At 71.3% G+C, this 22,999-nt stretch carries 22 protein-coding genes; 12 read left to right on the top strand and 10 right to left on the bottom strand.

Going from position 1 to position 22,999, the window contains the following annotated elements:
* Positions 1-20 precede the first annotated feature (20 nt).
* Entirely contained in the window at positions 21-2,354 is a 2,334-nt protein-coding gene (locus tag ACZ5L9_RS13125; protein WP_464528410.1) for a putative bifunctional diguanylate cyclase/phosphodiesterase, read from the bottom strand.
* Positions 2,355-2,628: 274 nt separating this feature from the next.
* Between ACZ5L9_RS13125 and ACZ5L9_RS13120 the strand changes: the two genes are divergently transcribed.
* Positions 2,629-3,372: a phosphatase PAP2 family protein gene (locus tag ACZ5L9_RS13120; protein WP_464528409.1), complete on the top strand. Its 744-nt coding sequence runs from the start codon at positions 2,629-2,631 to the stop codon at positions 3,370-3,372.
* On the opposite strand, the gene ACZ5L9_RS13115 is transcribed toward ACZ5L9_RS13120, so the two are convergent.
* Positions 3,354-5,561: a bifunctional diguanylate cyclase/phosphodiesterase gene (locus ACZ5L9_RS13115; protein WP_464528407.1), complete on the bottom strand. Its 2,208-nt coding sequence runs from the start codon at positions 5,559-5,561 to the stop codon at positions 3,354-3,356. The genes ACZ5L9_RS13120 and ACZ5L9_RS13115 overlap by 19 nt on opposite strands.
* A gap of 187 nt (positions 5,562-5,748) precedes the next feature.
* On the opposite strand from ACZ5L9_RS13115, the gene ACZ5L9_RS13110 reads away from it, so the two are divergent.
* Entirely contained in the window at positions 5,749-6,270 is a 522-nt protein-coding gene (locus ACZ5L9_RS13110; protein WP_464528405.1) for a 2'-5' RNA ligase family protein, read from the top strand.
* Positions 6,267-6,794: a bifunctional adenosylcobinamide kinase/adenosylcobinamide-phosphate guanylyltransferase gene (locus tag ACZ5L9_RS13105; protein WP_464528403.1), complete on the top strand. Its 528-nt coding sequence runs from the start codon at positions 6,267-6,269 to the stop codon at positions 6,792-6,794. The genes ACZ5L9_RS13110 and ACZ5L9_RS13105 overlap by 4 nt, the downstream gene beginning before the upstream one ends.
* Positions 6,795-6,848: 54 nt before the next feature.
* On the opposite strand, the gene ACZ5L9_RS13100 is transcribed toward ACZ5L9_RS13105, so the two are convergent.
* Positions 6,849-7,625, bottom strand: a complete 777-nt coding sequence (locus tag ACZ5L9_RS13100; protein ID WP_464528401.1) for an adenosylcobinamide-GDP ribazoletransferase — start codon at positions 7,623-7,625, stop codon at positions 6,849-6,851.
* An 81-nt stretch (positions 7,626-7,706) separates the two neighbouring features.
* Between ACZ5L9_RS13100 and ACZ5L9_RS13095 the strand changes: the two genes are divergently transcribed.
* The 5 genes from ACZ5L9_RS13095 to ACZ5L9_RS13075 all read left to right on the top strand — a co-directional run bounded on the left by ACZ5L9_RS13095 (position 7,707) and on the right by ACZ5L9_RS13075 (position 14,475).
* On the top strand, positions 7,707-8,834 hold the full coding sequence (locus tag ACZ5L9_RS13095) for an NAD(P)H-dependent amine dehydrogenase family protein (protein ID WP_464528400.1): 1,128 nt from the start codon (positions 7,707-7,709) through the stop codon (positions 8,832-8,834).
* A complete protein-coding gene (locus ACZ5L9_RS13090) occupies positions 8,831-9,631 on the top strand; it encodes an SDR family oxidoreductase (protein ID WP_464528398.1) in 801 nt (266 codons plus the stop codon). Before ACZ5L9_RS13095 ends, ACZ5L9_RS13090 begins: the two co-directional genes overlap by 4 nt.
* A gap of 41 nt (positions 9,632-9,672) precedes the next feature.
* Positions 9,673-10,350: a hypothetical protein gene (locus ACZ5L9_RS13085; RefSeq protein ID WP_464528395.1), complete on the top strand. Its 678-nt coding sequence runs from the start codon at positions 9,673-9,675 to the stop codon at positions 10,348-10,350.
* A 150-nt stretch (positions 10,351-10,500) separates the two neighbouring features.
* Entirely contained in the window at positions 10,501-14,280 is a 3,780-nt protein-coding gene (locus tag ACZ5L9_RS13080; RefSeq protein ID WP_464528393.1) for a multifunctional oxoglutarate decarboxylase/oxoglutarate dehydrogenase thiamine pyrophosphate-binding subunit/dihydrolipoyllysine-residue succinyltransferase subunit, read from the top strand.
* An 18-nt stretch (positions 14,281-14,298) separates the two neighbouring features.
* Entirely contained in the window at positions 14,299-14,475 is a 177-nt protein-coding gene (locus ACZ5L9_RS13075) for a DUF6104 family protein (protein WP_464528391.1), read from the top strand.
* 86 nt (positions 14,476-14,561) lie between these two features.
* On the opposite strand, the gene ACZ5L9_RS13070 is transcribed toward ACZ5L9_RS13075, so the two are convergent.
* The 3 genes from ACZ5L9_RS13070 to ACZ5L9_RS13060 are packed head-to-tail and all read right to left on the bottom strand — an operon-like array spanning position 14,562 to position 17,045.
* Positions 14,562-14,771, bottom strand: coding sequence for a hypothetical protein (locus tag ACZ5L9_RS13070; protein WP_464528388.1), 210 nt, complete (start codon positions 14,769-14,771; stop codon positions 14,562-14,564).
* Positions 14,772-14,796: 25 nt separating this feature from the next.
* Positions 14,797-15,900, bottom strand: coding sequence for a fatty acid desaturase family protein (locus ACZ5L9_RS13065; protein ID WP_464528387.1), 1,104 nt, complete (start codon positions 15,898-15,900; stop codon positions 14,797-14,799).
* 32 nt (positions 15,901-15,932) lie between these two features.
* A complete protein-coding gene (locus ACZ5L9_RS13060) occupies positions 15,933-17,045 on the bottom strand; it encodes a ferredoxin reductase (protein WP_464528385.1) in 1,113 nt (370 codons plus the stop codon).
* Between the two features lie 146 nt (positions 17,046-17,191).
* On the opposite strand from ACZ5L9_RS13060, the gene ACZ5L9_RS13055 reads away from it, so the two are divergent.
* Positions 17,192-17,815, top strand: a complete 624-nt coding sequence (locus ACZ5L9_RS13055) for a TetR family transcriptional regulator (protein ID WP_464528384.1) — start codon at positions 17,192-17,194, stop codon at positions 17,813-17,815.
* Here the strand turns inward: ACZ5L9_RS13055 and ACZ5L9_RS13050 are convergent.
* From ACZ5L9_RS13050 to ACZ5L9_RS13035, 4 genes are all read right to left on the bottom strand, one after another.
* Entirely contained in the window at positions 17,790-18,476 is a 687-nt protein-coding gene (locus ACZ5L9_RS13050) for an SDR family oxidoreductase (RefSeq protein WP_464528383.1), read from the bottom strand. The genes ACZ5L9_RS13055 and ACZ5L9_RS13050 overlap by 26 nt on opposite strands.
* Positions 18,473-19,441 (bottom strand): zinc-binding dehydrogenase, encoded by a 969-nt coding sequence (locus tag ACZ5L9_RS13045; RefSeq protein ID WP_464528381.1) that lies wholly within the window; start codon positions 19,439-19,441, stop codon positions 18,473-18,475. Before ACZ5L9_RS13045 ends, ACZ5L9_RS13050 begins: the two co-directional genes overlap by 4 nt.
* A gap of 28 nt (positions 19,442-19,469) precedes the next feature.
* Entirely contained in the window at positions 19,470-20,672 is a 1,203-nt protein-coding gene (locus tag ACZ5L9_RS13040; RefSeq protein WP_464528379.1) for an NAD(P)-dependent malic enzyme, read from the bottom strand.
* A gap of 176 nt (positions 20,673-20,848) precedes the next feature.
* Positions 20,849-21,190 carry a S24 family peptidase gene (locus tag ACZ5L9_RS13035; protein ID WP_464528377.1) on the bottom strand — a complete coding sequence of 114 codons (342 nt, stop codon included), beginning with the start codon at positions 21,188-21,190 and terminating at the stop codon, positions 20,849-20,851.
* 51 nt (positions 21,191-21,241) lie between these two features.
* On the opposite strand from ACZ5L9_RS13035, the gene sodN reads away from it, so the two are divergent.
* The 3 genes from sodN to ACZ5L9_RS13020 all read left to right on the top strand — a co-directional run bounded on the left by sodN (position 21,242) and on the right by ACZ5L9_RS13020 (position 22,977).
* Positions 21,242-21,643 carry a superoxide dismutase, Ni gene (sodN, locus tag ACZ5L9_RS13030; protein WP_464528375.1) on the top strand — a complete coding sequence of 134 codons (402 nt, stop codon included), beginning with the start codon at positions 21,242-21,244 and terminating at the stop codon, positions 21,641-21,643.
* Between the two features lie 112 nt (positions 21,644-21,755).
* Complete coding sequence (locus ACZ5L9_RS13025) at positions 21,756-22,163, top strand: ATP-binding protein (protein ID WP_464528372.1); 408 nt, start codon at positions 21,756-21,758, stop codon at positions 22,161-22,163.
* Position 22,164: 1 nt separating this feature from the next.
* Positions 22,165-22,977 carry an RNA polymerase sigma factor SigF gene (locus ACZ5L9_RS13020; protein ID WP_464528369.1) on the top strand — a complete coding sequence of 271 codons (813 nt, stop codon included), beginning with the start codon at positions 22,165-22,167 and terminating at the stop codon, positions 22,975-22,977.
* Positions 22,978-22,999 lie beyond the last annotated feature (22 nt).

The raw sequence follows: 22,999 nt of genomic DNA, 5'->3' as shown, positions 1-22,999 counted from the left end.
CCGGTTCTCGGCGTGGGCGCTCAGCCGCGGGGTTGCCCGGCCGGCTGGCTCTGCTCCAGCACCCCGAGCAGGTCGCCGAGCGGCATCGGTCGGTGGATCAGGTAGCCCTGCACCAGCGCGTAGGGCGCGTCCTCGCGCACGATCGCCAGCTGGGACTCGCGCTCGATGCCCTCGACGACCACCCGGAACCCGAGCGTGCGGCACATCTCCAGGACCGAACGCAGCAGGCCCCGGGCCCGCTCGTCGCGGTCGATGTCCGCGGAGAGTGCAGCGTCCGCCTTGATCACGCGCGCCGGCAGGCCGTGCAGGTAGCTGATCGAGGAGAACCCGACGCCGAAGTCGTCGATCGCGAAGCGCACGCCCATCTCGCCGACGGCGCGCATCACCGCGAGCACCTCGCCGGTCAGGTCGACGCCCTGCCGCTCGGTGATCTCGAGGACCAGGAAGACCCCCGCCGTCTCCTCGACGGCGCGGGCGACGGTGTCGATGAAGCCGGGGGTACGCAGCTGCACCGCGGAGACGTTCACACTCAGCGAGCGTCCCTCGCCTCCGGCCGCACGAACCGCGGCGGCGTCCCGGCTCACCTGCCGCATCACCGACTCGCCGAGCGCGACGATCAGCCCGGTCTCCTCGGCCAGCCCGATGAAGACGTCCGGCGGGACGGGAGTGCCTGCTCGGGACCACCGGGCGAGCGCCTCGGCGCCAGCGATGCGGCCGGTGTCGGCCTCGACGATGGGCTGGTAGACGACCTCGATCTGGTGGGCCTCGACCGCGGCGCGCAGATCGTCGATGAGCTCGAGCCGGTCGATCCGGGCGCGCCCCATCGCCGGCTGGTACTCGACGTACCTGCCCTTGCCGCCGGCCTTGGCCTCGTACATCGCCAGGTCCGCATCGCGCAGCAGGCTCGCGGCCGAGTCGTGGCCTCGGCCGTACGCGATGCCCACGCTGACGCCGAGGCGGACCTGCTGACCGCCGATCACGGCGCCGGCCTCGACCGCGGCGAGGACCCGGTGGCAGAGCGCCGGCATCTGGTCGGGGTCGGCGTCCTCGATCAGGATCGCGAACTCGTCACCGCCGAGGCGGGCGACCATGTCGGTGTCGCGCACGCAGTCACGCAACCGGCCGGCGATCTCGACGAGCACCATGTCGCCGATCGTGTGGCCGAAGCGGTCGTTGACCGGTTTGAAGCCGTCGAGGTCGAGGAAGAGCAGCGCGATGTCGGTACGCCGCTCGCGCGCGCTGGCCAGCGCCTGGGTGACCCGGTCGAGCAGGATGCCGCGGTTCGGCAGGTCGGTGAGCGGGTCGTGCCGCGCGACGTGCACCATTCCGTCGGTCAGCTCCAGGCGCGCGATCGCGTCCGAGGCGACGGCGGCCAGGGCGCGCAGCGCCTGCTCGTCGTCGGCGATGGTGGCGCGCGCCCGGTGGGAGGCGCGGGCCACCAGCCAGGGGGACTCATGTCCCAGCTGCACCTGGACGCCGATCTCACCGCTCTCCGGGGCGGTGGCGCGCAGCTGCACCTTCTCCAGGCGCAGCAGCTCGGCGGCGTCGTGGCGCAGCGCCTCGGCGACGGACGGGCGATCCACCAGCGTCTGGGCATGGACCGCCGCACCGAACAGCACCGTCAGTCGCCGGGCGTTCTCCCGTCCGCGGGTCACCGCCCGGGTCGCGATCAGGAGCGTCACGAGCGGTACGCCGAGCAGTGTCAGCGTCCACCACGGGGCGGCGAGCGCGACGACGGCGCCGAGGTAGCCGAGCGAGTCCAGCGGGACGAAGCACGCGATCGCCAGCAGCGTGCCGGGCTGGGCGAGCGTGGTCCGCATCGGGGCGCGCGAGGAGATCGTCAGCGAGAGCGCGGAGAGCACATAGTCGGTGACGAAGTAGCAGGCGGCCGCGAGGGTGACGCCGAGCAGGCCGCGCGGCGACTCGATGCTCGCACCGGCGTTGACCGCGTCATACACCGCGGCGGCGAGCCCACCGCCGATGATCCCGACCCCGACGTTGAATATCCGCGCCACGACGCGATGCCCGGAGAGCGTCTGGGTCAGCACCACGCCGATCGCCCACACGACGAGCGCCTCGGAGCTGTCGAGCACGCACAGCAGGAACATCAGGATGCAGGAGTCGAAGCCGACCTCGATGTAGCCGGAGCCGCTGTCCAGCACCATCGGGAACCGCGCGATGATGGCGATCAGCGGCGCGCCGAGAAGCACCGCCGCCGGGAACCAGTGGTGCTCCAGACCGTCCTGGACGAGGTGGGCCGCCACCAGCGCGACGACGACGACGCCTATCACCAGGATGACCAGGTGGTAGGCCCACTCACGCGCCGCGAGTACGCGGGCGGACGGTGTCGGCATCCAGGAGGCTCCTGATCGGTCGGCGGCTCGGATGATCCGTCGCAGCGGCCCTACCCGTTCCCACGAGTGCGGCCCCGACCAGGATCGCGAAGTTCATCGGCGGCGATGACCCGTACCTTCGCCAGATCCGTGGCCGACCGCCACGCGACACTATGCCGCCCCGACGGACCCTCCGGGGGCCGAACGCGCACAACTGATCGGCGAGGCGACACCGAGGCTTTGGCGCCCTCGTAGGCTGAACCGCGCTCACCGCCGCCGGGGACGAGGGAGTCCGATGTCCGCCACGCTCACACCTCGCGCGGCTCCCGCGCACCCCCTGCTCCACGAGTCGACGGTCCTGCCGCGGCGGCCCTGGATCGACGGCAACCGGCTGCTGCTGCTCGCGACTCTGACGATCGCGTTCGCCGCGCTGACCTGGGCGGTGATGGCGGGGTGGCCGTTCGGCGGGCTCGACCACGACGGCCGATCCCTGGCGGACACGTACTTCCGCGAGGAGCGCAGCCTCCTGCGGCACTACGTCCTGCTCGGGCAGCGCGGACCGACGGTGAAGATCGCTGCCGTCTACTTCGTCGGCCTCTGGATCGTGCGGCGCACTCCCGACGCGCTCATCCTGTTCGTGCTGGCCGAGCTCGGGAACAACCTGCTGGTCGGCGCGGTCAAGCTCGCCACCGGTCGCTGGGGTCCGCTGGTCACCCGCAACGTGCACGACATCCTCGCCGGCGGCGACATCTTCCCCTCGGGACACGTCGCCAACGCGGTCGTCCTGTTCGGCGTGCTCGCCCTGACCGCGCGCCGCTTCCGGCGCGAGCTGATCATCCTGACCGCCTGGGTCTCGGTCAGCGTCGGCCTGGCGACCATCCTGCTCAGCACGCACTGGGTCACCGACGTGGTCGGGGGCTGGCTGGCCGGCGGGATCGTGCTGGTGTGCCTGCCGCAGCACGACGGGCTCGCCCGCCGGATCGGGTCGTTCCCGCGACGGGTCCGGCAGGCCGTACGGGGTCAGGCCCGGACGACCTGATCCAGTCTCGGCTGGGGTGCGGGGCGCCCGAAGAGATAGCCCTGCCCGACGAGCCAACCCTGCTCCAGGAGGACCTCGCGCTGGGCCTCGGTCTCGATGCCCTCGGCGACGGACGAGAGGTGCAGGCTCGCGGCGAGGCTGCCGATCGCCTGGACCAGCACGGTCGCGGTGTCGCGGGCGCCGCGCACCTCGGCGACGAACGAGCGATCGAGCTTGAGGCCGCTGACCGGCAGGTCGCGCAGCACCGAGATCGAGGAGAACCCGGTGCCGAAGTCGTCGAGCAGGATCGAGATGCCGTCCGCCCGGAGCCGGTGCAGGTCCTCGACCACGTCCGCGGCGATGTCGAGGACGGCGGTCTCGGTGACCTCGATCGCGATGCGGCGCGGGTCGATGCCACGCTGTTCGATGGCCTCGACGAGCGCCGTCGCCCAGCCCGCCTGGCGCAGCTGCACCGGCGAGACGTTGATGCTGATGTAGCCGGGCACCTCGGAGACGGCCAGCAGGGCGAGCACCTGGTCCTGCACCTGCTGCCCGATCTCGCCGATCAGCCCGCTCGCCTCGGCAACGCCGATGAACTCGACCGGCCCGACCACCCCGCGCACCGGGTGGTGCCAGCGCACCAGTGCCTCGTGGGCGATCACGTGGCCGTCGCGCAGGTCGACGATCGGCTGGTAGTAGGCGACGAACTCGCCGCGCCGCACGCCCTCGCGGATCTCGGCCTCGAGCGTCATCCGCTCCAGGGCGCGGGCACGCAGCTCGTCGTCGAAGAAGTGCCAGCGGTTGCGGCCCGAGGCCTTGGCCTCGAAGAGGGCGGCGTCCGCGTCGCGCAGCAGGCTCTGCGCGGTGGAGTCGGGTCCGGCGAGCGCGATGCCGATGGAGGCCGACGAGGCGATGCTCTGCTCGCCCACCACCAGATCGGGCGCCAGCGCCGACTGGATCCACTCCGCCGTCCGCCGGACCTCGGCGCGGTCGGCCACCGCCGGCATCACCACGACGAACTCGTCCCCGCCGAAGCGCCCGACGTGCTCGTGGGCGCCCAGGGCCGCGGCCAGCCGCTCCGCGACCCGGGCGAGGACCACGTCGCCGGCTCCGTGCCCGAGCGAGTCGTTGACCACCTTGAAGTGGTCGAGGTCGATGAAGAGCGCGGCCACCGTACGGCCGTCGTCGCGCGGGCGCTCGATGGCACGCTCCAGGATCGCCACGATCGAGGCCCGGTTGCGCATCCCGGTGAGCTGATCGTGGAAGGCGCGGTAGGCGAGCTCCTCGCGGGCCTCGTGCTCGGCGGTGATGTCGCGCAGCCCGATGATCGCGCCGCCCGGGATGGAGCCGGTGCCGGGTGTCACCGTCACCCGCGGATCCATCCAGCGATAGGAGCCGTCCGCGTGCCGGTAGCGCACCGGCGCCAGCTCGCCCGCGTGCGCGGCGCGACGCAGGGCGGCACCGAGGGTCGGCTGGTCCTCGGGGTGGACGAGCAGGTGCCCGGCGGTGCCGAGCAGCTCGGCCGGCCCGTAGCCGAGCACGCCGGTGATCGAGGGCGAGATCCAGGTGACCCGGCCGTCGGCGTCGGACTGGTAGACGACGTCGGTGGCGTTCTCGGCCAGCATCCGGAAGCGGAGCTGGTCGCGCAGCCGCCCGAGGCCGTACCCGAACTGCTCGGCGAGCCGGCTGAGCAGCTCGCAGGCGCTGGCGTCGAACTCGTCGCGCTCGCGGCCGTAGACGGTCAGAGCGCCGTCGAGCTCACCCTCGCAGTAGATGGGCAGCGAGATCGCCGACTTCATCTCGGAGGCGACCGCCCGGTCGTGCCACGGCGTGGTGGCCGCCGCGGACTGGAGGTCGGGCTGGACGTGCATCGAGCCGGTGCGCAGGCACACCCCGGTGGGCCCGCAGCCGTAGGGGCCGTCGGCGACGGTGATCCGGATGCCGTCGAGGTAGGACATCGCGGCGCCGGCGGCGGCGACCACGCTGACCGTCCCCTCGGCGTCGCTGCCGGGACGGCCGTACCAGGCGGAGCGGTAGCCGCCCGCGTTCACGACCGTCGCGCACATCGTCGCCATCAGGTCGGCCTCGTCGCGCGCCTTGAGAAGCACGTCCGTGCCGGCAGCCAGTGTCTTGAAGGCGCGGTCGCGGACCGCCTGCTCCCCGGCCCACCCTCGCAGGCGTGCGCCGAGCCGCCCCGCCGTACCCGCCACGCGTCTCCACCCTCCCCGATCGCAAGGACGTCACGCGTCGTTGCACCCGTAGGGTCGGCCATCACCAGGCAGTTGACAAGGGTTTTGGGACCTTGGCCCCAGGTGGAAGCGGTCCGCACCCCGGTTCGAGCCACGCTCCGGCCAGGGCCGGGCTGGTAGCGTCCACGCGGTCAGAGAGGAGTCTCGGATGACTGGCCACACGGTGATCGCGTTCCCGGTGCCGGAGCTGGATGCGTGGGTGCGGGAGCGCACCGAGCACTACGACGCCTCCTTCGTCTCCGCCGATCCGGGGTTCGTGCACGCCCACATCACGGTCCTCGGACCGTGGGTGACGGCGCCGACCGCGACGGACCTGGACCGGGTCGCCGAGGTCGTCGAGGAGGTCGAGCCCTTCGACGTCACGCTGGGCGCGGTGCACGCGTTCCCCGACGGGCTGATCCACCTGCGCCCGGTGCCCGAGGACCCGATCCGCGACCTGACGGCGCGGCTGTGGGAGGTGTTCCCCGAGCATCCGCCGTACGGCGGCGTCTACCCGGAGCCGACACCACACCTGACCCTCGACCAGACCACGCCGCACATCACCCCGCACACCGTCAGCCAGCGGCTGGGCGAGACGCTTCCGGTGGCCGTACGGCTCGATCGGCTCGACCTGCAGTGGTGGGCCAACGACGACTGCCGCCTGCTGCACACCTGGAAGCTGGGCGCGTGAGGGTGCTCGTGACCGGCGGTGTCCGGTCCGGCAAGTCCCGGCACGCCGAGCGCCTGCTCGCGTCCGCGGGTGCCGTCACCTACGTGGCGCCGGGGCCGACCGTCGACACCGAGCAGGACCGCGACTGGGCCGAGCGGATCGCCACCCACCGCGCGGCCCGGCCGGCGTCCTGGACGACGCTGGAGACCCACGACCTCGCGGCCGGCCTGGCGAGCGATGGTCCGGTGCTGATCGACTGCCTCGGCACCTGGCTGACCGCGGTCCTGGACCAGCACGAGCTGTGGGAGGCGCCGCTCGCGGAGGTGACCGGGCTCGTCCGTGCCCAGGTCGCCGCGACGCGCACGACGCTCGTCGCCCGTACGGCCGACACCGTGCTGGTCACCAACGAGGTCGGCCTCGGCGTGGTGCCGTCGCACCGCTCCGGGCGGCTCTTCCGCGACCTGCTGGGCCTGGTGAACCAGGAGTTGGCCGTGGCCTGTGACGAGGTGCACCTCGTGATCGCGGGCCGGGTGCTCAAGCTCTAGCGGGACGTCATCCGTCCGCCACCGTGGCGGGGCACGCAGCGTATGACGTCCGGATCAGGACAGCGTGACGAACAGGGTCGCGAGCGCGAGCTCGACGCCGGCGCCGAAGACGTCGCCGGTCACTCCCCCGAGTCGGCGCGTCGTCCGCCCGATGAGCACCAGGACCACCCCGGCGGCCAGGGCCACGGCGAGCGGGCCGCGCCACCAGTCGATCTCGACGAGGGGCACGAGCCAGGCCAGCGCGAGCGCGAGAACCGCCCAGATCGCGGCCGCGAGCGCCACCGGCACCGTCTGGGTGTACGTGTCGCCGAGCCCGCCCGGTCGCGCCGAGGGCACGCCTCGTGCGCAGCAGAGCACGAGGGCCGCCCGCGAGACGCAGACCAGCAGCCCGGCGAGCACGGCCCGCGCCACGGGATCGGGGCCGGACATCAGCCCGGCGAGCCCGGCGGCCTGCAGCGCGATCACCACGACGATGGCGACCACCCCGGCAGGGCCGGACGTCCCGGTCTTCATCACCGCGAGCGCGCGCTCGCGGTCATAGGACGCCGCGAGGCCGTCGACGGTGTCTGCCAGGCCGTCGACGTGGAAGGCACGGTTGGCGAGCACGAGAGCTCCGATCGCCAACAGCGCACCGACCAGCGGCGGCAGCCCCCATCGGTGCGTGCCGTTGACCACGACGGCGACGAGCAGCCCGAGCGGGACCACGGCGATCGGCGCCAGCACCATCGCCAGGCCCGCGCGGCGCCGGTCGACGACGGCGGGTGGGCGGACGGGCACGGCCGTCAGGGTGCCGACGGCGAGCCGCCAGGCATCGCGCAGAACAGGAGTCATCGGTCGGCGACCCTACCGGCTGCGAGACGGCGCGGAGACCGGCCTCTTCCCAGGAGGTAGAACCTGTTCTAACGTTCGGCCATGACGCAGGTGATCCCAGCGCGCCCGCTCCGGGTCGCGGTCTGGTCGACGGGCACGGTCGGGCGGCACGCCATCGCGGGCATCGACGCCCACCCCGACCTCGAGCTGGTCGCGGTCTGGACCTCCACTCCGGACAAGGACGGCATCGACGCGGGCCGGCTGGCCGGGCTCAGCCGCGATCTCGGTGTCGCGGCGACCACCGACCGGGCCGCGGTGCTCGCGCTGCAGCCGGACTGCATCGTGCACGCCGCGATGACCGACGACCGGGTCTTCGAGGCGATCGAGGACCTGACGTCGTTCCTGCGGGCGGGCGTCAACGTCGTCTCGTCTGGCCCGGTCGTGCTGGTCCACCCGCGGGGCACCCTGCCGGAGGCGATGGTCGAGGAGATCGACGCCGCCGGCCGTACGGGCGGGGCGAGCCTGCACGTCAACGGCATCGACCCCGGCTTCGCCAACGACGTGCTGCCGCTGGTGCTGAGCAGCCTGTCCCGGCGGATCGACACGCTGCGGGTCAGCGAGATCGCCGACTACTCCACCTACTGCCAGCCGGTGGTGATGCGCGACATCTTCGGCTTCGGCGAGCCGCTCGACGCCCACCCGATGCTGTGGGAGCCCGGCGTGCTCTCGATGGCGTGGGGCCCGGTCGTCCGGCTCCTCGCCGAAGGGCTCGGTGTCACGCTCGACGAGCCACTGACGGAGAAGGTCGAGCGCCGCCCGGCGCCGCGTGACATCACCACCGCATCGGTCGACATCGCCACCGGGACGATGGCCTCGGTCCGCTTCCGGGTCATCGGCACGGTCGACGGCGTTCCCCGGATCGTCCTCGAGCACGTCACCCGCACGGCGCCCGACCTCGAGCCCGACTGGCCGGTCCCGCTCGCGGGCGACGGCTGCTACCGGGTCGAGATCACCGGTGAGCCGCGGATGTCGCTCGAGCTCAGCCACCACGGCGAGCACGGTGACCACAACGTCTCCGGCATGATCGTCACCGCCCAGCGGCTGATCAACGCGGTCCCCGCCGTCGTGGCCGGGCGTCCCGGGCTGCTCTCGCCGCTCGACCTGCCGCTGGTCACCGGCCGCGGGCTGGTCGCGGCCGCCACGCCGATCCCGGCCGGATCCGGCGCATGAGCATCCTCGACCGCTTCCGCCTCACCGACCATGTCGCGATCGTCACCGGCGCGGGCCGCGGCATCGGCGCGGCCACCGCGCTCGCCCTCGCCGAGGCCGGGGCCGACGTCGTCATCTCGGCGCGCACGGCCGCCCAGCTCGACGAGGTGGCCGCCCGGATCGAGGCGGCCGGCCGCCGCGCGCTGCGGGTACCGGCCAACCTCGACGACACCGCTGCCGCCGCCGCCCTCGCCGAGCACGCCTATGACGCGTTCGGTCGCCTCGACGTCGTGGTCAACAACGTCGGCGGCACCATCCCCAACGCGTTCCTCGACACCGACGTCGCCTACCTGGAGGACGCGTTCCACTTCAACGTGGCGACGGCCCACGCCCTCAGCGCCGCCGCCGTGCCCCTGATGCTGAAGGGCCCCGGGGGCGAGAAGTCGATCGTCTCGATCAGCTCGATGGTCGGTCGTACGGCGGCGCGCGGCTATCTCGCCTACGGCACCGCGAAGGCGGCCCTGGCGCACTGGTCGCGACTGGCGGCCACCGACCTCGCGCCCCGGATCCGGGTCAACGCCATCGCCGTCGGCTCGGTGATGACCAGCGCACTGGAGTACGTCGCGAGCAACCCGGACACCAGGCAGGAGATGGAGACCGCGACACCGCTGGGCAGGATCGGCGAGGCCGAGGACGTCGCCGCGGCCATCCTCTACCTCGCCTCGCCCGCGGGCCGGTTCGTCACCGGCAAGCTGCTCGAGGTCGACGGGGGCATCCAGCAGCCGAACCTCGACCTGCGCCTGCCCGACCTGACCTGACCTCACCTGAATGCGGCCCGGGACCTGTCATGCTTGACCCCATGCGTCCCGTACGTCACATCGCTCGCACCGTCACCACCCTGGTCGGCGTCGCCGCCGGCGTCAGCGTCCTGGCCGGCTGCGGGCTGCTCCCGTCCGACTCCGACGCCACCCCTGCGTCGAGCCCGACCCACCACCGGACGCACACGCCCGCGACCAGCGCCGCCGCGACGCCGGAGGTGACGCCCGAGACGACGCCCGGGACGACGCCCAGCGAGAGCCCCGAGCCCGCGTCGAGCGCCCCGGCGACCTCGGTGGCCGCGACCCGCTACAGCGACAAGACCAGCCTGCTCCAGCTCCCGGTCTCCGAAGAGGCTCTCCCCGAGGCCCCGGCCGGCCTGGTCGGCTTCGCCAAGACCCAGCTGACCCAGATGTGGCACGACCAGTTCCAGGACGAGCTGGGCTGCCAGGGCATCGCCCAGGTCCGGGTCAAGCGCACCACTCCGACCCGCGCGTACGTCGAGGCGAGCTGGGGCGACCTGACCCCGACCTGTCCGCAGTACGCGGGCAACCCGGGCTGGTGGGAGGTCTGGGGCTCCGACGGCGGCGGCGACTGGTCGGTCGTGCTGAAGGGCGAGGGCACCGCGGCGTGCGACGACCTGGTCGCGGCCGACATCCCGCGCTCGATCTACCCCAGCTGCTCCGACGGCACGCGCAAGGTTGCCAACCCGGTCGCCTAATTCCACCCAGTGATCCGTCGATCTGTGGTGTCGGCAACACTACGGCCGAAGTTCTGACCCAACCATCGGTTCGCGGCCACCGGGGGGCTAGCCTTGTCCACCGGAAGTCCAGTCCAAAAACGCGCTCATCCGGAAGAGGCGACCCAGCCCGTGTCCTCAGGCAACCCGTCCCACAGCACCTCCGACGTCCCCGCCGAGTTCGGCGCCAACGAGTGGCTCGTGGAGGAGATGTACGACCAGTTCACGAAGGATCCCGCGAGCGTGGATCCCGTGTGGGTGAAGTTCTTCGAGACGAACGGCGCGCCGACGACCGACACGCCGGCCGCCGCTGCCCCGAAGGCCGCCGAGGCCCCGAAGGCTGCCGCCGCTCCCGCCGCCCCGAAGGCCGGGCTCGCCCCCGAGCCGGTCAAGGCCCCCGATGCCACCCCGTCGGCCAACGGCACCCCGTCCACCGGCGTGACGCCGGTCGCGACCCCCCGTCCTGCGACCGGCCAGGCCGCCGAGCCGGCGAAGGACACCACCACCCCGCTCCCCAAGGAGAACCCGATCGCCCCGGTCGCGCCGGCCGACACGTCCTCCACCGACGAGCCGACGTACACCGTCCTCAAGGGCATCCCCGCGGCGACGGCGAAGAACATGGACATCTCGCTGTCGGTCCCGACCGCGACCTCCGTGCGCAACATCCCGGTCAAGCTGCTGTGGGACTCCCGCACCGTGATCAACAACCACCTGCGCCGCGCCCGCGGCGGCAAGGTGTCGTTCACCCACCTCATCGGCTACGCGATCATCAAGGCGATCAAGACGCAGCCGGCCATGAACAACACGTACGAGGAGCGTGACGGCAAGCCGAACCTCGTCGGCCAGCCGCACATCAACCTCGGTCTCGCGATCGACCAGCAGAAGCCCGACGGCAGCCGCCAGCTCGTCGCCCCGTCCATCAAGGGCTGCGAGGCGATGGACTTCGCGGAGTTCTGGGCCGCGTACGAGGCCATCGTCAAGAAGGCCAAGGACAACAAGCTGTCCATGGCCGACTACTCCGGAACCACGGTCAGCCTGACCAACGTCGGCGGCCTGGGCACCAGCCACTCCGTCCCGCGCCTCATGGCCGGGCAGGCCGCCATCATCGGCGTCGGCTCGATGGAGTACCCGCCGGAGTGGATGGGCGCCTCGGAGAGCACCATCGCCGCCAACGGCGTCAGCAAGATCATGACGATGACGTCCACCTACGACCACCGGGTCATCCAGGGCGCGCAGTCGGGCGAGTTCCTCGCCACCGTCGCCAGGCTCCTGATGGGCGGCGACGGCTTCTACGACGAGATCTACCGCTCGCTGCGCATCCCGTACGCGCCGATCCGGTGGAACCAGGACATCGCGACCAGCCACGACGACCAGGTCTCCAAGCAGGTCCGCGTCGGCGAGATGATCCACGCCTTCCGGGTGCGCGGTCACATGATGGCCGACACCGACCCGCTCGAGTACAAGCAGCGCACCCACCCCGACCTCGAGATCGAGAACCACGGCCTCACACTGTGGGACCTCGAGCGCGAGTTCCCGGTCGGCTCCTTCGCCGCGGGCCGCAAGCCGTTCATGAAGCTGCGCGACATCCTCGGCGTGCTGCGCGACTCCTACGTCCGCACGACCGGCATCGAGTACATGCACATCCAGGACCCGGAGCAGCGCGCCTGGATCCAGGAGCGCGTCGAGCGCCCGTACGACAAGACGCCGCGCGACGAGCAGCTCCGCATCCTGGAGAAGCTCAACAACGCCGAGGCGTTCGAGACCTTCCTGCAGACGAAGTTCGTCGGCCAGAAGCGCTTCTCCCTCGAGGGTGGCGAGACCGCCATCCCGGTGATCGACGAGATCTGTGAGGCGGCCGCCCAGGCCGGCCTCGACGAGGTCGCGATCGGCATGGCGCACCGCGGTCGCCTCAACGTGCTGGCCAACATCGTCGGCAAGGAGTACTCGCAGATCTTCCGCGAGTTCGAGGGCAACATCGACCCGCGCACCGTCCAGGGCTCCGGCGACGTGAAGTACCACCTCGGCGCCGAGGGCGAGCTGGTCGCCGGCACCGGCGAGAAGATCAAGGTCACCGTCGCGGCCAACCCCTCCCACCTCGAGGTCGTCGACCCCGTGCTGGAGGGCATCGCCCGCGCCAAGCAGGACGTCCTCGACAAGGGCGACTTCTCGGTGCTCCCGCTGCTCGTCCACGGTGACGCGGCCTTCGCCGGCCAGGGTGTCGTGGCCGAGACGCTCAACCTGTCGCAGCTGCGCGGCTACCGCACCGGCGGCACCGTGCACGTGATCATCAACAACCAGGTCGGCTTCACCACCAGCCCGAGCAGCTCCCGCTCGACCCTCTACGCCACCGACGTGGCGCGGATGGTCCAGGCGCCGATCTTCCACGTCAACGGCGACGACCCGGAGGCGTGCGTACGCGTCGCCCGGCTCGCGTTCGAGTACCGCCAGGCGTTCAACAAGGACGTCGTGGTCGACCTGATCTGCTACCGCCGCCGCGGCCACAACGAGGGCGACGACCCGTCGTTCACCCAGCCGCTGATGTACGACCTGATCGAGAAGAAGCGCTCGGTGCGCAAGCTCTACACCGAGGCCCTCATCGGTCGTGGCGACATCACCGTGGAGGAGGCCGAGCAGGTCCTGGCCGACTACCAGGCCAAGCTCGAGCGGGTCTTCACCTCGGTCCGCGAGGCCGACGCGCAGCCCGATCGCGGTTGGCAGACCGTCCCGCAGTACCCCGCCAAGGCCGCCGGCGCCACCGCCTCGCTGGTCAGCGACGAGGTCCTCAAGCGGGTCGCCGACGCCTACGTCACGCCGCCGGTCGGCTTCACCGTCCACCCGAAGGTGATGCCCCAGCTGGAGCGTCGCGCCAAGCAGATCACCCAGGGCGGCATCGACTGGGCCACCGGCGAGCTGCTCGCCTTCGGCTCACTGCTGATGGAGGGCCGCCCGGTCCGCCTCGCCGGCCAGGACTCGCGGCGCGGCACGTTCTCGCAGCGCTTCGCCACCATGATCGACCGCACCAACGCCGACGAGTGGACGCCGCTGTCCAACCTCACCGAGGAGCAGGCGAAGTTCTACGTCTACGACTCGCTGCTGAGCGAGTACGCCGCCCTCGGATTCGAGTACGGCTACTCCGTCGCCCGCCCGGACGCCCTCGTCCTGTGGGAGGCGCAGTTCGGTGACTTCGTCAACGGCGCCCAGTCGGTGATCGACGAGTACATCACCTCCGGCCGCACCAAGTGGCAGCAGGACTCCGGCGTCGTGCTCCTCCTGCCGCACGGGTACGAGGGCCAGGGCCCGGACCACTCCTCGGCCCGGATCGAGCGCTTCCTGCAGATGGCGGCCGACGACGCGATCCAGATCGCGCAGCCGTCGAGCCCGGCCTCGCACTTCCACCTGCTGCGCACCCACGCGCACTCCGAGGACCACCGCCCGCTCATCATCTTCACCCCGAAGTCGATGCTGCGGCGCAAGGAGGCGGCCTCGCAGCCGGAGGACTTCACCAGCGGCACGTTCCGCCCGGTGATCGGCGACGACATGGCCGACAAGTCGCAGGTCGAGACCCTGTTGATGGTCTCGGGCCGGCTGACCTGGGACATCGTCGTGGACCGCGCCAAGCGCGGCCTCGAGGAGAAGGTCGCGATCGCGCGCACCGAGCAGCTCTACCCGTGGCCGATCGAGGAGCTCAAGGCGGAGATCGCCTCCTACCCCAACCTCAAGCGGGTCAAGTGGGTCCAGGACGAGCCCTTCAACCAGGGTCCGTGGCCGACATTCGCACTGAACGTCGCGCCCGAGCTCGGCGTACCGGTCGAGGTCGTCTCGCGCTCGGCCTCGACCACCACCGCCGTCGGCACCTCGAAGCGTCATCTCGCCGAGCAGCAGGAGCTGCTCGACCAGGCGTTCGGCGTCTGAGCCGACGGCGACGCGGCGATGTACTTCACCGATCGCGGCATCGAGGAGCTCATCACCAGGCGGGGTGACGACGAGGTCACCCTGGCCTGGTTGGCCGAGCAGCTCCAGGCGTTCGTCGACACCTACCCGGAGTTCGAGACCCCCATCGAGCGGTTCGCCACCTGGCTGGCCCGCCTCGACGACCCCGAGGACTGACGCCGAATCTGCAGCCAGGACCGCCGAGTTTGCACCTGTAGGTGCAAACTCGGCGGTCCTGGCTGCAATCTCGGGTCAGTCCTGGGTCAGTCCTGGTCCGCGTCCTCGGCCGCCCGCCGCGCGGAGTCGCGCAGCTCGAACAACTCGGTGGCCAGCCCGCCGACCGAGGCGGCCACGTCCTTGACCGCACCGGTGACGATGCCGGTCACCTCGCCCACCGTGGACGCCACCGACTCGACAGCGCTCTGCAGGACGTCCTTGCGGATCTCGAGCTTGCTCAGGCGTGGGTTCGTCACGACATCAGTCTCCATGACCGTGCGGTCAGGCCGCCAGCGCCGTCTGCTCGGCGGACGTCGCCGGCACGGCCGCCTTGCGCCGCCCCGGCAGGGCGAGCCGGACGATCTTGGCGAAGACGCTGCCGAGCTGCTTGTGCAGCGGGCCGGTGTTGTACGGCAGGTCGTACTTATCGCAGATCGCGCGTACGTCCTGCGCGATCTCCGGGTAGCGGCGCGCCGGGATGTCCGGGAACAGGTGGTGCTCGATCTGGTGCGACAGGTTGCCGCTCATCACGTGCAGCAGCTCGCTGCCGCTGATGTTGGCCGAGCCGAGCAGCTGGCGGTAGTACCACTGCCCACGGGTCTCGTCCTCGGTCTCCTCGACCGAGAAGGTCGCGACGCCGGTCGGGAAGTGGCCGCAGAAGATGATGTTGAAGGCCCAGATGTTGCGGATCAGGTTCGCCGTCGCGTTGCCCGCGATGGTGAGCGGGAAGAGCGGGCCGGTGAGCAGCGGGAAGAGCAGGTAGTCCTTGATGACCTGCTTCTTCGCCTTGCGCAGCATGCCGCCGCGCAGCCTCTTGGTCTCCGCCCAGGTGCGGCGGCCCGCGACGATCTCCTCGACCTCGAGGTCGTGCAGCATGACGCCCCACTCGAAGAACGTCATCAGCAGGAACGCGTACAGCGGGTTGCCCAGGTAGTAGGGATTCCACTTCTGGTCCTCGTCCATCCGGAGGATGCCGTAGCCCACATCGCGGTCCTTGCCGACGATGTTGGTGAAGGTGTGGTGCATGTAGTTGTGCGAGTGCTTCCACTGATCGGCCGGGCACACGTTGTCCCAGTCGAACATCCGGGAGTTGAGGGCCGGGTCGCCCATCCAGTCGTACTGGCCGTGCATGACGTTGTGGCCGATCTCCATGTTGTCGAGGATCTTCGACACGGAGAGGGCAGCGACGGCGGGCAACCAGCCGATGACGGGCAGGTAGAACAGGGCGCGGCCGGCGACCTCGAAGCCGCGCTGGTACTTCACGACCTTGCGCAGGTACGCCGCATCGGCCTCGCCGAGGTCGGCCACGACACGGCGCCGGATGGCGTCCATCTCGGCGCCGAACTCCTCGAGCTGCTCGGGGGTGAGGGTGATCTGGTGGGACATGTCGGTCTCCTTCAGCGGATCGCTGGGTCGGGTCACAGGTCGACGGAGCAGTCGCCCTCGGGCGAGCTCACGCAGATCCGGATCTCTTCATCGGGCAGGGACGAGGACTCGCCGGTCAGCACGTTGCGGACCGTCCCCTCGGTCTTGGTGGCGACGCAGCTGAAGCAGATGCCCATCCGGCAGCCGTAGGCGGGCGTGAGCCCGGCGGCCTCGGCCTGCTCCAGGATGCTGGCGCCGTCGTTGTCGGCACAGGCGCCCGTACGGTCGAAGGAGAGTCTTCCTCCGGCGACGCCGCTCGCCCGCGGGGGCTTGAAGTACTCCACCCGCAGCTTCGAGCCGGCGGTCGAGCCTGTCGAGTCGGTGGTCGAGCCTGTCGAGACCTCGTACGCCGTCCGGACCGCCTCGACCAGGCCGGGCGGCCCGCAGAGCCAGGTGTCGACGTCGCGGAAGCCCGGGACGAGCCGCTCCAGCTCGAGTGCGGAGACGTTGCGCCCACCCTGCTCGGGGTAGATCAGGTGGATGTCGATGCCATAGCCGGCCGTCCGGATCTCCTCGAGCTCCTCGCGGAAGATCTGGTGCTCGGTGGAGCGGGCGTAGTGCAGGAACGTGATCCGGCCGCGGTGGGTGCGCAGGAGCAGGCTGCGCAGCATCGACATCGCCGGAGTGATGCCGGATCCGCCGGTGATGAACAGGACGTGGTCGGGCACCCGATCGGGCAGCACGAAGTCGCCCGCGGCCTGGGAGAGGTGGACGACCTGGCCGACCCGGGCCTGCTCGACGAGGTAGCGCGACACCTCCCCGTCGGGGTTGGCGCGCATCGTGATGGTGAACCGCTCCCCCGGGCGCGAGCTGTGGCTCGACAGGGTGAAGCAGCGGGTCAGGCGGCGGGCGCCGGGCAGGTCCACGGAGAGCTGGACGTACTGGCCCGGGCGATGACCGCCCCAGGTGCTGGTGGGCTGGAAGGTGAGGGTCGCGACCGGCGGCTCGCCCGGTACGTCGACCTCGCGCTGGACCTCGACCAGACGGGCGCGCACCTCGTGCGCGGTCCACATCGGGTTGACGATCTCCAGGTAGCGGTCGACACCGTGGGGCGAGGTCAGGGCGGCGACGGCTCGGGAGCGGAGCAGCGTGCTGGCCAGGCTCATCGCACTTCCTTTCGTTTCGGTGTACATGCGTACACTGAAACCATCCCCCCTCGCGCGATGCCGGCGCAACTGTTCGAGGCGTGACTCATGCCACTTCAGTGCACAGGCGTGCACTGACTCTGGCGGGTACTGGCTAGAGTTCCACCGTGACCGAGTCCCGCGCCGAGCAGAAGGAGCGCACCCGCCGCGCCATCCTCGACGCCGCGCTGGAGCTCACCGAGGAGTCGGGCCTGGCGACGCTCTCGCTGCGCAGCGTGGCCAAGGAGGCCGGGGTCGTGCCGACCGCCTTCTACCGGCACTTCGACTCCCTCGACGCCCTCGGCCTGGCCCTGGTCGACGAGTCCTTCGTCTCCCTGCGCGCGATGCTGCGTGCGGTCCGCCAGCCCGACGCCCACGAGAGCGTGGTCGGGATCGCCGACTCCTCGGTCCGGATCCTCACCGAGCACGTGCACGCCCAGCGCGCGCACTTCGGCTTCATCGCCCGGGAGCGGCTCGCCGGGCCGGCCGCCGTCCGCAGCGCCATCCGGCACGAGATCGCGCTGTGCGAGCACGAGCTCGCCACCGACCTGGCGCGGCTCCCGGAGACCGGCGCCTTCTCCACCGCCGACCTGGCCGCGCTGTCCGGCCTCATCGTCTCGCTGATGGTGGCCTGCGCCGAGGAGCTGGTCTCGGCGCCTCAGGCGCGCGAGGCCGCCGTCGCCGAGGTGATCCGGGTGCGCCTGCGGATGGTCCTGGTCGGCGCGATCAACTGGCGCTCGGCCGGACGCTGATCTCCGGCACCGTCGCATCCCGCGGCAGGTCGATCACCCCGACGATGGCGTCGGCGACCGTCTCGGCCCGGATCCAGCGGGTGGCGTCGTAGGCCTTGCCCTCCTGGTGGTGCACCTTCTGCTGCATCGGCGTGGCCGTACGGCCGGGGAAGACCGAGGTCACCCGGAGCAGCGGCTCCTCGCCGCGCAGCGCGTCGGCGAGTGCGCGCAGGCCGAACTTCGAGGCGGCGTAGCCCGCCCACTCCGGGTTGGCGCGCAGGCCCGAGCCGGAGTTGACGAAGATCGCCGTGCCGCGAGCCTCGCGCAGCTGCGGCAGCACCGCGCGGGTGAGCAGCGCCGGGGCGATCAGGTTGACGTTGAGCTGGGCGTGCCAGGCCGAAGCGGTCAGCTCCTCGACCCGGCCCAGCTCGACCACGCCGGCGGCGTGCACGACACTGTCGAACGACTCGGGCCAGCGGGCCAGCCTCGCGATCGCGACCGGGTCGGAGAGGTCGACCACGACCTCCTCACAGCCGGCGGGCGCGCGGCCCGGGGCGCGTACGACCGCCCAGACCTCGTCGCCGCGCGCGAGCAGGCGTTCGGCGACGACCCGGCCGATCCCGGAGCCGGCGCCGGTGATCAGGTGCCTCGAGACGGTCCCCGAGCCTGTCGAGGGGCTCATCGGGTCAGGACGATCTTCCCGAAGACGTCGCCGCTGGCGATCGCCTCGAAGCCCTCACGGGCCTGATCCATCGCCAGCACCCGGTCGATGAGCGGCTTGTGGCCGGTGGCGTCGAGCAGCGCGACCAGCGAGGAGAGCTCGCCGCGGGTGCCCATGGTGGAGCCGATGATCCGCAGCTGCAGGAAGAAGATGTGGGTGAGCATCGCGTTGTCGAGATCGGGGCCCGACGTGGTGCCGCTGACCACCAGCGCACCGCCCGGCTTGAGCGAGCGGATGGAGTGCTCCCAGGTCGCCTTGCCGACGGTCTCCATCACCGCGTCGACCTTGGCCGGCAGCCGCTCGCCGGAGGCGAAGACCTCGTGCGCGCCGATCTCGAGGGCGCGCGCCCGCTTGGCCTCGTCGCGCGAGGTCGCCCAGACCTTGAGCCCCGCGGCCCGGCCGAGCGTGATCAGCGCGGTGGCGACGCCGCCGCCGGCGCCCTGCACCAGCACGGTCTGGCCGGGCTTGCAGCCGCCCTGGGTGAAGAGCATCCGGTACGCGGTCAGCCACGCCGTCGGCAGGCACGCGGCCTCCTCGAAGGAGTAGCCCTCCGGGAGCGCGACCACGTTGCTGCGCGGCACGATCACCCGGTCGGCGAAGGTGCCCTGGTGCCGCTCGGAGAGCAGCGAGCGCTTCGGGTCGAGGGTCTCGTCGCCGACCCACGACGGGTCGCTGATCACCGCGTGCACCACGACCGGGCGCCCGTCCTCGTCGAGGCCGGCCGCGTCGCAGCCCAGGATCATCGGCAGCCGCTCGGCCGGGAGGCCCTGACCCTTGAGCGACCACAGGTCGTGGTGGTTGAGGCTCGCGGCCTTCACCGTGACGGTGGTCCAGCCGTCCGGCGCGACCGGGTCGGGGCGCTCCCCGATCACCAGCCCGCCGAGCGGGTCCTCACGACTGATCTTGTCGGCATAGACAGCGAACATGCGATCCAACCTAACGTGGAGGGCCCCGTCAGGCGCGGGCGACGCCGTCGCGACGCGCAGCCTCGCCGACGGCGGCGGCGACCGCCGGGCCGACGCGCGGGTCGAACGGCGCCGGGATGATGTAGCCCTCGGCCAGCTCGTCGCCGACCAGCGCGGCCAGCGCCTCGGCCGCGGCGAGCTTCATGCCCTCGGTGATCGCGCTGCCGCGCACGTCGAAGGTGCCGCGGAAGATGCCCGGGAACGCCAGCACGTTGTTGATCTGGTTCGGGACGTCCGAGCGGCCGGTGGCCACCACGCGCGCGTACTTGTGCGCGACGTCGGGGTGGATCTCCGGGTCCGGGTTGGCCATCGCGAAGATGATCGCGTCCTTCGCCATGGTGGCGACGAGCTCCTCCGGCACGGTGCCGCCCGAGACGCCGACGTAGACGTCGGCGCCGGCCATCACGTCGGCGAGCGAGCCCGTACGCCCGGTCTGGTCGGCGGTGAGCGCGGCGAGTGCCCGCTTCGACTCGGTGAGGTCGTCGCGCACGCCGTTGAGGACGCCCTTGCGGTCCAGGACGGCGAGGTCCTTGATGCCGTACTCGAGCAGGATCTTGGCGACGGCGACGCCTGCGGCGCCGGCACCGGAGATCACCACGCGGGTCGACTCGGGGTTGCGGCCGGTCAGCTTGAGCGCGTTCATCAGCGCGGCCAGCGTGACCACGGCGGTGCCGTGCTGGTCGTCGTGGAAGACCGGGATGTCGAGGCGCTCCTTGAGCCGGTCCTCGATCTCGAAGCAGCGGGGTGCCGAGATGTCCTCGAGGTTGATGCCGCCGAAGCTGGGCGCCATCCGTACGACGGTCTCGATGATCTCCTCGACGTCGGTCGTGTCCAAGCAGATCGGGATGGAGTCGACGCCGCCGAACTCCTTGAACAGCACCGCCTTGCCCTCCATCACGGGCATCGCGGCGGCCGGGCCGATGTCACCGAGGCCGAGCACCGCGGTGCCGTCGGTGACGACGGCGACCGTGTTCGGCACCCACGTGTAGAGCTCCTTGAGCTCGGGGTTCTCGGCGATCGCGGTGCAGACGCGCGCGACGCCGGGCGTGTACGCCTTGGAGAGCGACTCGCGGTCGCTGACGGAGGCGGAGGCGGCGATCGCCATCTTGCCTCCGACGTGGAGGTCGAAGACGGGGTCCCCGGCGAAGGGATGGCCGGTGGGGTGGCCGGTGGTAGGGGTCGTGTCAGTCATGGCAGCGCAACTTCTCGTGGCTCAGGGCGGGGCGGCGCGCAGAGGGGTGAGGCGCGGGACTGGAGGACACCTGGAGAGGTCGTCTCCGGGAATCCGGCCAGTCTGGCACGGCCCGACGGATCTGCCGAGGACCCCCTTTCATGGCCTGGATCACATCTCGGCGGCCGGCATCCGTGCTAGAGGCGCCGCGGCCGCGGCCAGATCCGCGCGAGCGGTACGGCGATCACGTCGGTCGCGGGGACGGCACCGCGGTGGCGGGAGTCAACGCCCTGCTCCGGGTTGTCGCTGAGCAGCCACCAGCCCGCCTCGCCCGTACGGGTCTCGCGCTCCTCGACGGCCCGCTTCACCGCGACCGTCCCGTCGGCGAACCGCGCGACCGCCAGGCCGCCGGCGGCGGGTGCGCGCCGGTAGGCCACCAGCAGCCGGTCGCCGGGGCGCAGCGTGGGAAGCATCGATTCTCCCGAGACGCGGGCTAGTCCCAGGCCGGAGAGGGGTACCCGTAGTGAGCGCTGCGACACGCGAGTAGTGTCGCAGCCGGAACGCATCCGTTCGACGACGAGAGGACCAGCATGTTCGCGCGACTGTTCGCCCCCACGCTTGAGGTCTCGGCTCACTGCGACCTGCCGTGCGGCGTCTACGACCCCGCCCAGGCCCGCATCGAGGCCGAGTCGATCAAGGCTGTCATCGCCAAGGCCAACGACAGCACCGACCCCGACTTCCGCACCCGCGCGGTGATCATCAAGGAGCAGCGCTCCGAGCTGGTCAAGCACCACCTGTGGGTGCTGTGGACCGACTACTTCAAGGCGCCGCACTTCGAGAAGTACCCGCAGCTCCACACCCTCTTCAACGAGGCCACCAAGCTCGCGGGCGCCTCCGGCACCAAGGGCACGCTGGACGCCGCCGTCGCCGACCAGCTGCTCGCCAAGATCGACGAGATCGCGGAGATCTTCTGGGAGACCAAGAAGGCCTGATCGCCTTCTCTCCTCGAGAGCCATGCGGATGCCCCGGCCAACGGCCGGGGCATCCGCGCATTTCGAAGCAAGTTCGGTGTATCCACGCCGCCCGTGGGGAAGGATGACGCCCATGTCGACAGCATTCGGGGCCACCGGCCGCGCTCACGTGGAGCTGCGCCTCCCCGCCGACTCGGCCTACGTCGCGGTGCTCCGCACCGCGAGCGCGGGTCTCGCGGCCCGTCTCGATTTCACCCTCGACGACATCGAGGACCTCCGCATGGCCGTCGGCGAGGCGTGCGCGATCGTGCTCACCGCCGCCAGCGACGGAGCCGACCTGACGGCGGAGTTCTGGCTCGGTGCCGGCACGATCACCGTTCGCGTCTCGGCGGATGCCGACCAGCCGGTGCTGACCCCGGAGGAGGACTTCGGCTGGCAGGTGCTCAACACGCTGGCCACCGAGACCGCGATCGAGCACGTCGACGGCGTCGTGGCACTGACCCTGGTGCTGACGGCGCTGCCGCTCGACGTCGGCGCCTGACATGTCCACCCATCCGTCTCGGGGCGACGGCGCCGCGAACGTCCCACGCAGCGCGGCGATCGAGGAGAGCCGACATCGCAACGCCGCGCTCTTCTCCATCCTGCAGGCCGCCGACAGCAGCGACAGCGAGCGGCGCTTCGCCCGCGACCACCTGGTGAGCCTCAACCTGCCCCTGGTCGAGCACTGCGCGCGCCGGTTCCGCAACCGCGGCGAGCCGCACGAGGACCTCGTCCAGGTCGGCACGATCGGCCTGCTCAAGGCGGTCGACCGGTTCGACACGGCGCGCGGCGTCGAGTTCTCCACCTATGCGACACCGACGGTGATCGGCGAGATCAAGCGGCACTTCCGCGACAAGGGCTGGGCGATCCGGGTGCCGCGCCGCCTGCAGGAGCTGCGCCTACAGATCGGCACCGCCAGCGCGCATCTCACCCAACTGTTGGGACGCTCCCCCACGCCGCGCGAGCTGGCCGAGCACCTCGGCTGCACCGTCGAGGAGATCGTCGAGGCGCTGGAGTCCGCGAGTGCGTACGCCACCCTCTCGCTCGACGCCGGGGACGGCGCCGACGGCACCTCGACGATGCTCGATGCGCTCGGCGCCGAGGACGAGCAGCTCGAGAACGTCGAGATCCGCGAGTCGATCCGGCCGCTGCTGGACGCGCTGGACAACCGGGAGAAGACCATCCTGATGCTGCGGTTCTTCCGCAACATGACCCAGTCGCAGATCGCCGAGGAGGTCGGCATCTCCCAGATGCACGTCTCCCGGCTGCTCAACCGGACCCTCGCGCACCTGCGCAGCGCGCTCGACCAGGACTAGAGCCGCACGCGAGCACGCCGGG

The sequence above is a fragment of the Nocardioides sp. JCM 18998 genome (assembly GCF_055391535.1).
This window is presented reverse-complemented; position numbering and strand designations above follow the sequence as displayed.

Coding starts and splice junctions, on each gene's coding strand:
- ACZ5L9_RS13125 (WP_464528410.1), bottom strand. CDS start 2,354: ATGCCGACACCGTCCGCCCGCGTACTCGCGGCGCGTGAGTGGGCCTAC.
- ACZ5L9_RS13120 (WP_464528409.1), top strand. CDS start 2,629: ATGTCCGCCACGCTCACACCTCGCGCGGCTCCCGCGCACCCCCTGCTC.
- ACZ5L9_RS13110 (WP_464528405.1), top strand. CDS start 5,749: ATGACTGGCCACACGGTGATCGCGTTCCCGGTGCCGGAGCTGGATGCG.
- ACZ5L9_RS13100 (WP_464528401.1), bottom strand. CDS start 7,625: ATGACTCCTGTTCTGCGCGATGCCTGGCGGCTCGCCGTCGGCACCCTG.
- ACZ5L9_RS13095 (WP_464528400.1), top strand. CDS start 7,707: ATGACGCAGGTGATCCCAGCGCGCCCGCTCCGGGTCGCGGTCTGGTCG.
- ACZ5L9_RS13090 (WP_464528398.1), top strand. CDS start 8,831: ATGAGCATCCTCGACCGCTTCCGCCTCACCGACCATGTCGCGATCGTC.
- ACZ5L9_RS13085 (WP_464528395.1), top strand. CDS start 9,673: ATGCGTCCCGTACGTCACATCGCTCGCACCGTCACCACCCTGGTCGGC.
- ACZ5L9_RS13075 (WP_464528391.1), top strand. CDS start 14,299: ATGTACTTCACCGATCGCGGCATCGAGGAGCTCATCACCAGGCGGGGT.
- ACZ5L9_RS13065 (WP_464528387.1), bottom strand. CDS start 15,900: ATGTCCCACCAGATCACCCTCACCCCCGAGCAGCTCGAGGAGTTCGGC.
- ACZ5L9_RS13060 (WP_464528385.1), bottom strand. CDS start 17,045: ATGAGCCTGGCCAGCACGCTGCTCCGCTCCCGAGCCGTCGCCGCCCTG.
- ACZ5L9_RS13050 (WP_464528383.1), bottom strand. CDS start 18,476: ATGAGCCCCTCGACAGGCTCGGGGACCGTCTCGAGGCACCTGATCACC.
- ACZ5L9_RS13045 (WP_464528381.1), bottom strand. CDS start 19,441: ATGTTCGCTGTCTATGCCGACAAGATCAGTCGTGAGGACCCGCTCGGC.
- ACZ5L9_RS13040 (WP_464528379.1), bottom strand. CDS start 20,672: ATGACTGACACGACCCCTACCACCGGCCACCCCACCGGCCATCCCTTC.
- sodN (WP_464528375.1), top strand. CDS start 21,242: ATGTTCGCGCGACTGTTCGCCCCCACGCTTGAGGTCTCGGCTCACTGC.
- ACZ5L9_RS13025 (WP_464528372.1), top strand. CDS start 21,756: ATGTCGACAGCATTCGGGGCCACCGGCCGCGCTCACGTGGAGCTGCGC.
- ACZ5L9_RS13020 (WP_464528369.1), top strand. CDS start 22,165: ATGTCCACCCATCCGTCTCGGGGCGACGGCGCCGCGAACGTCCCACGC.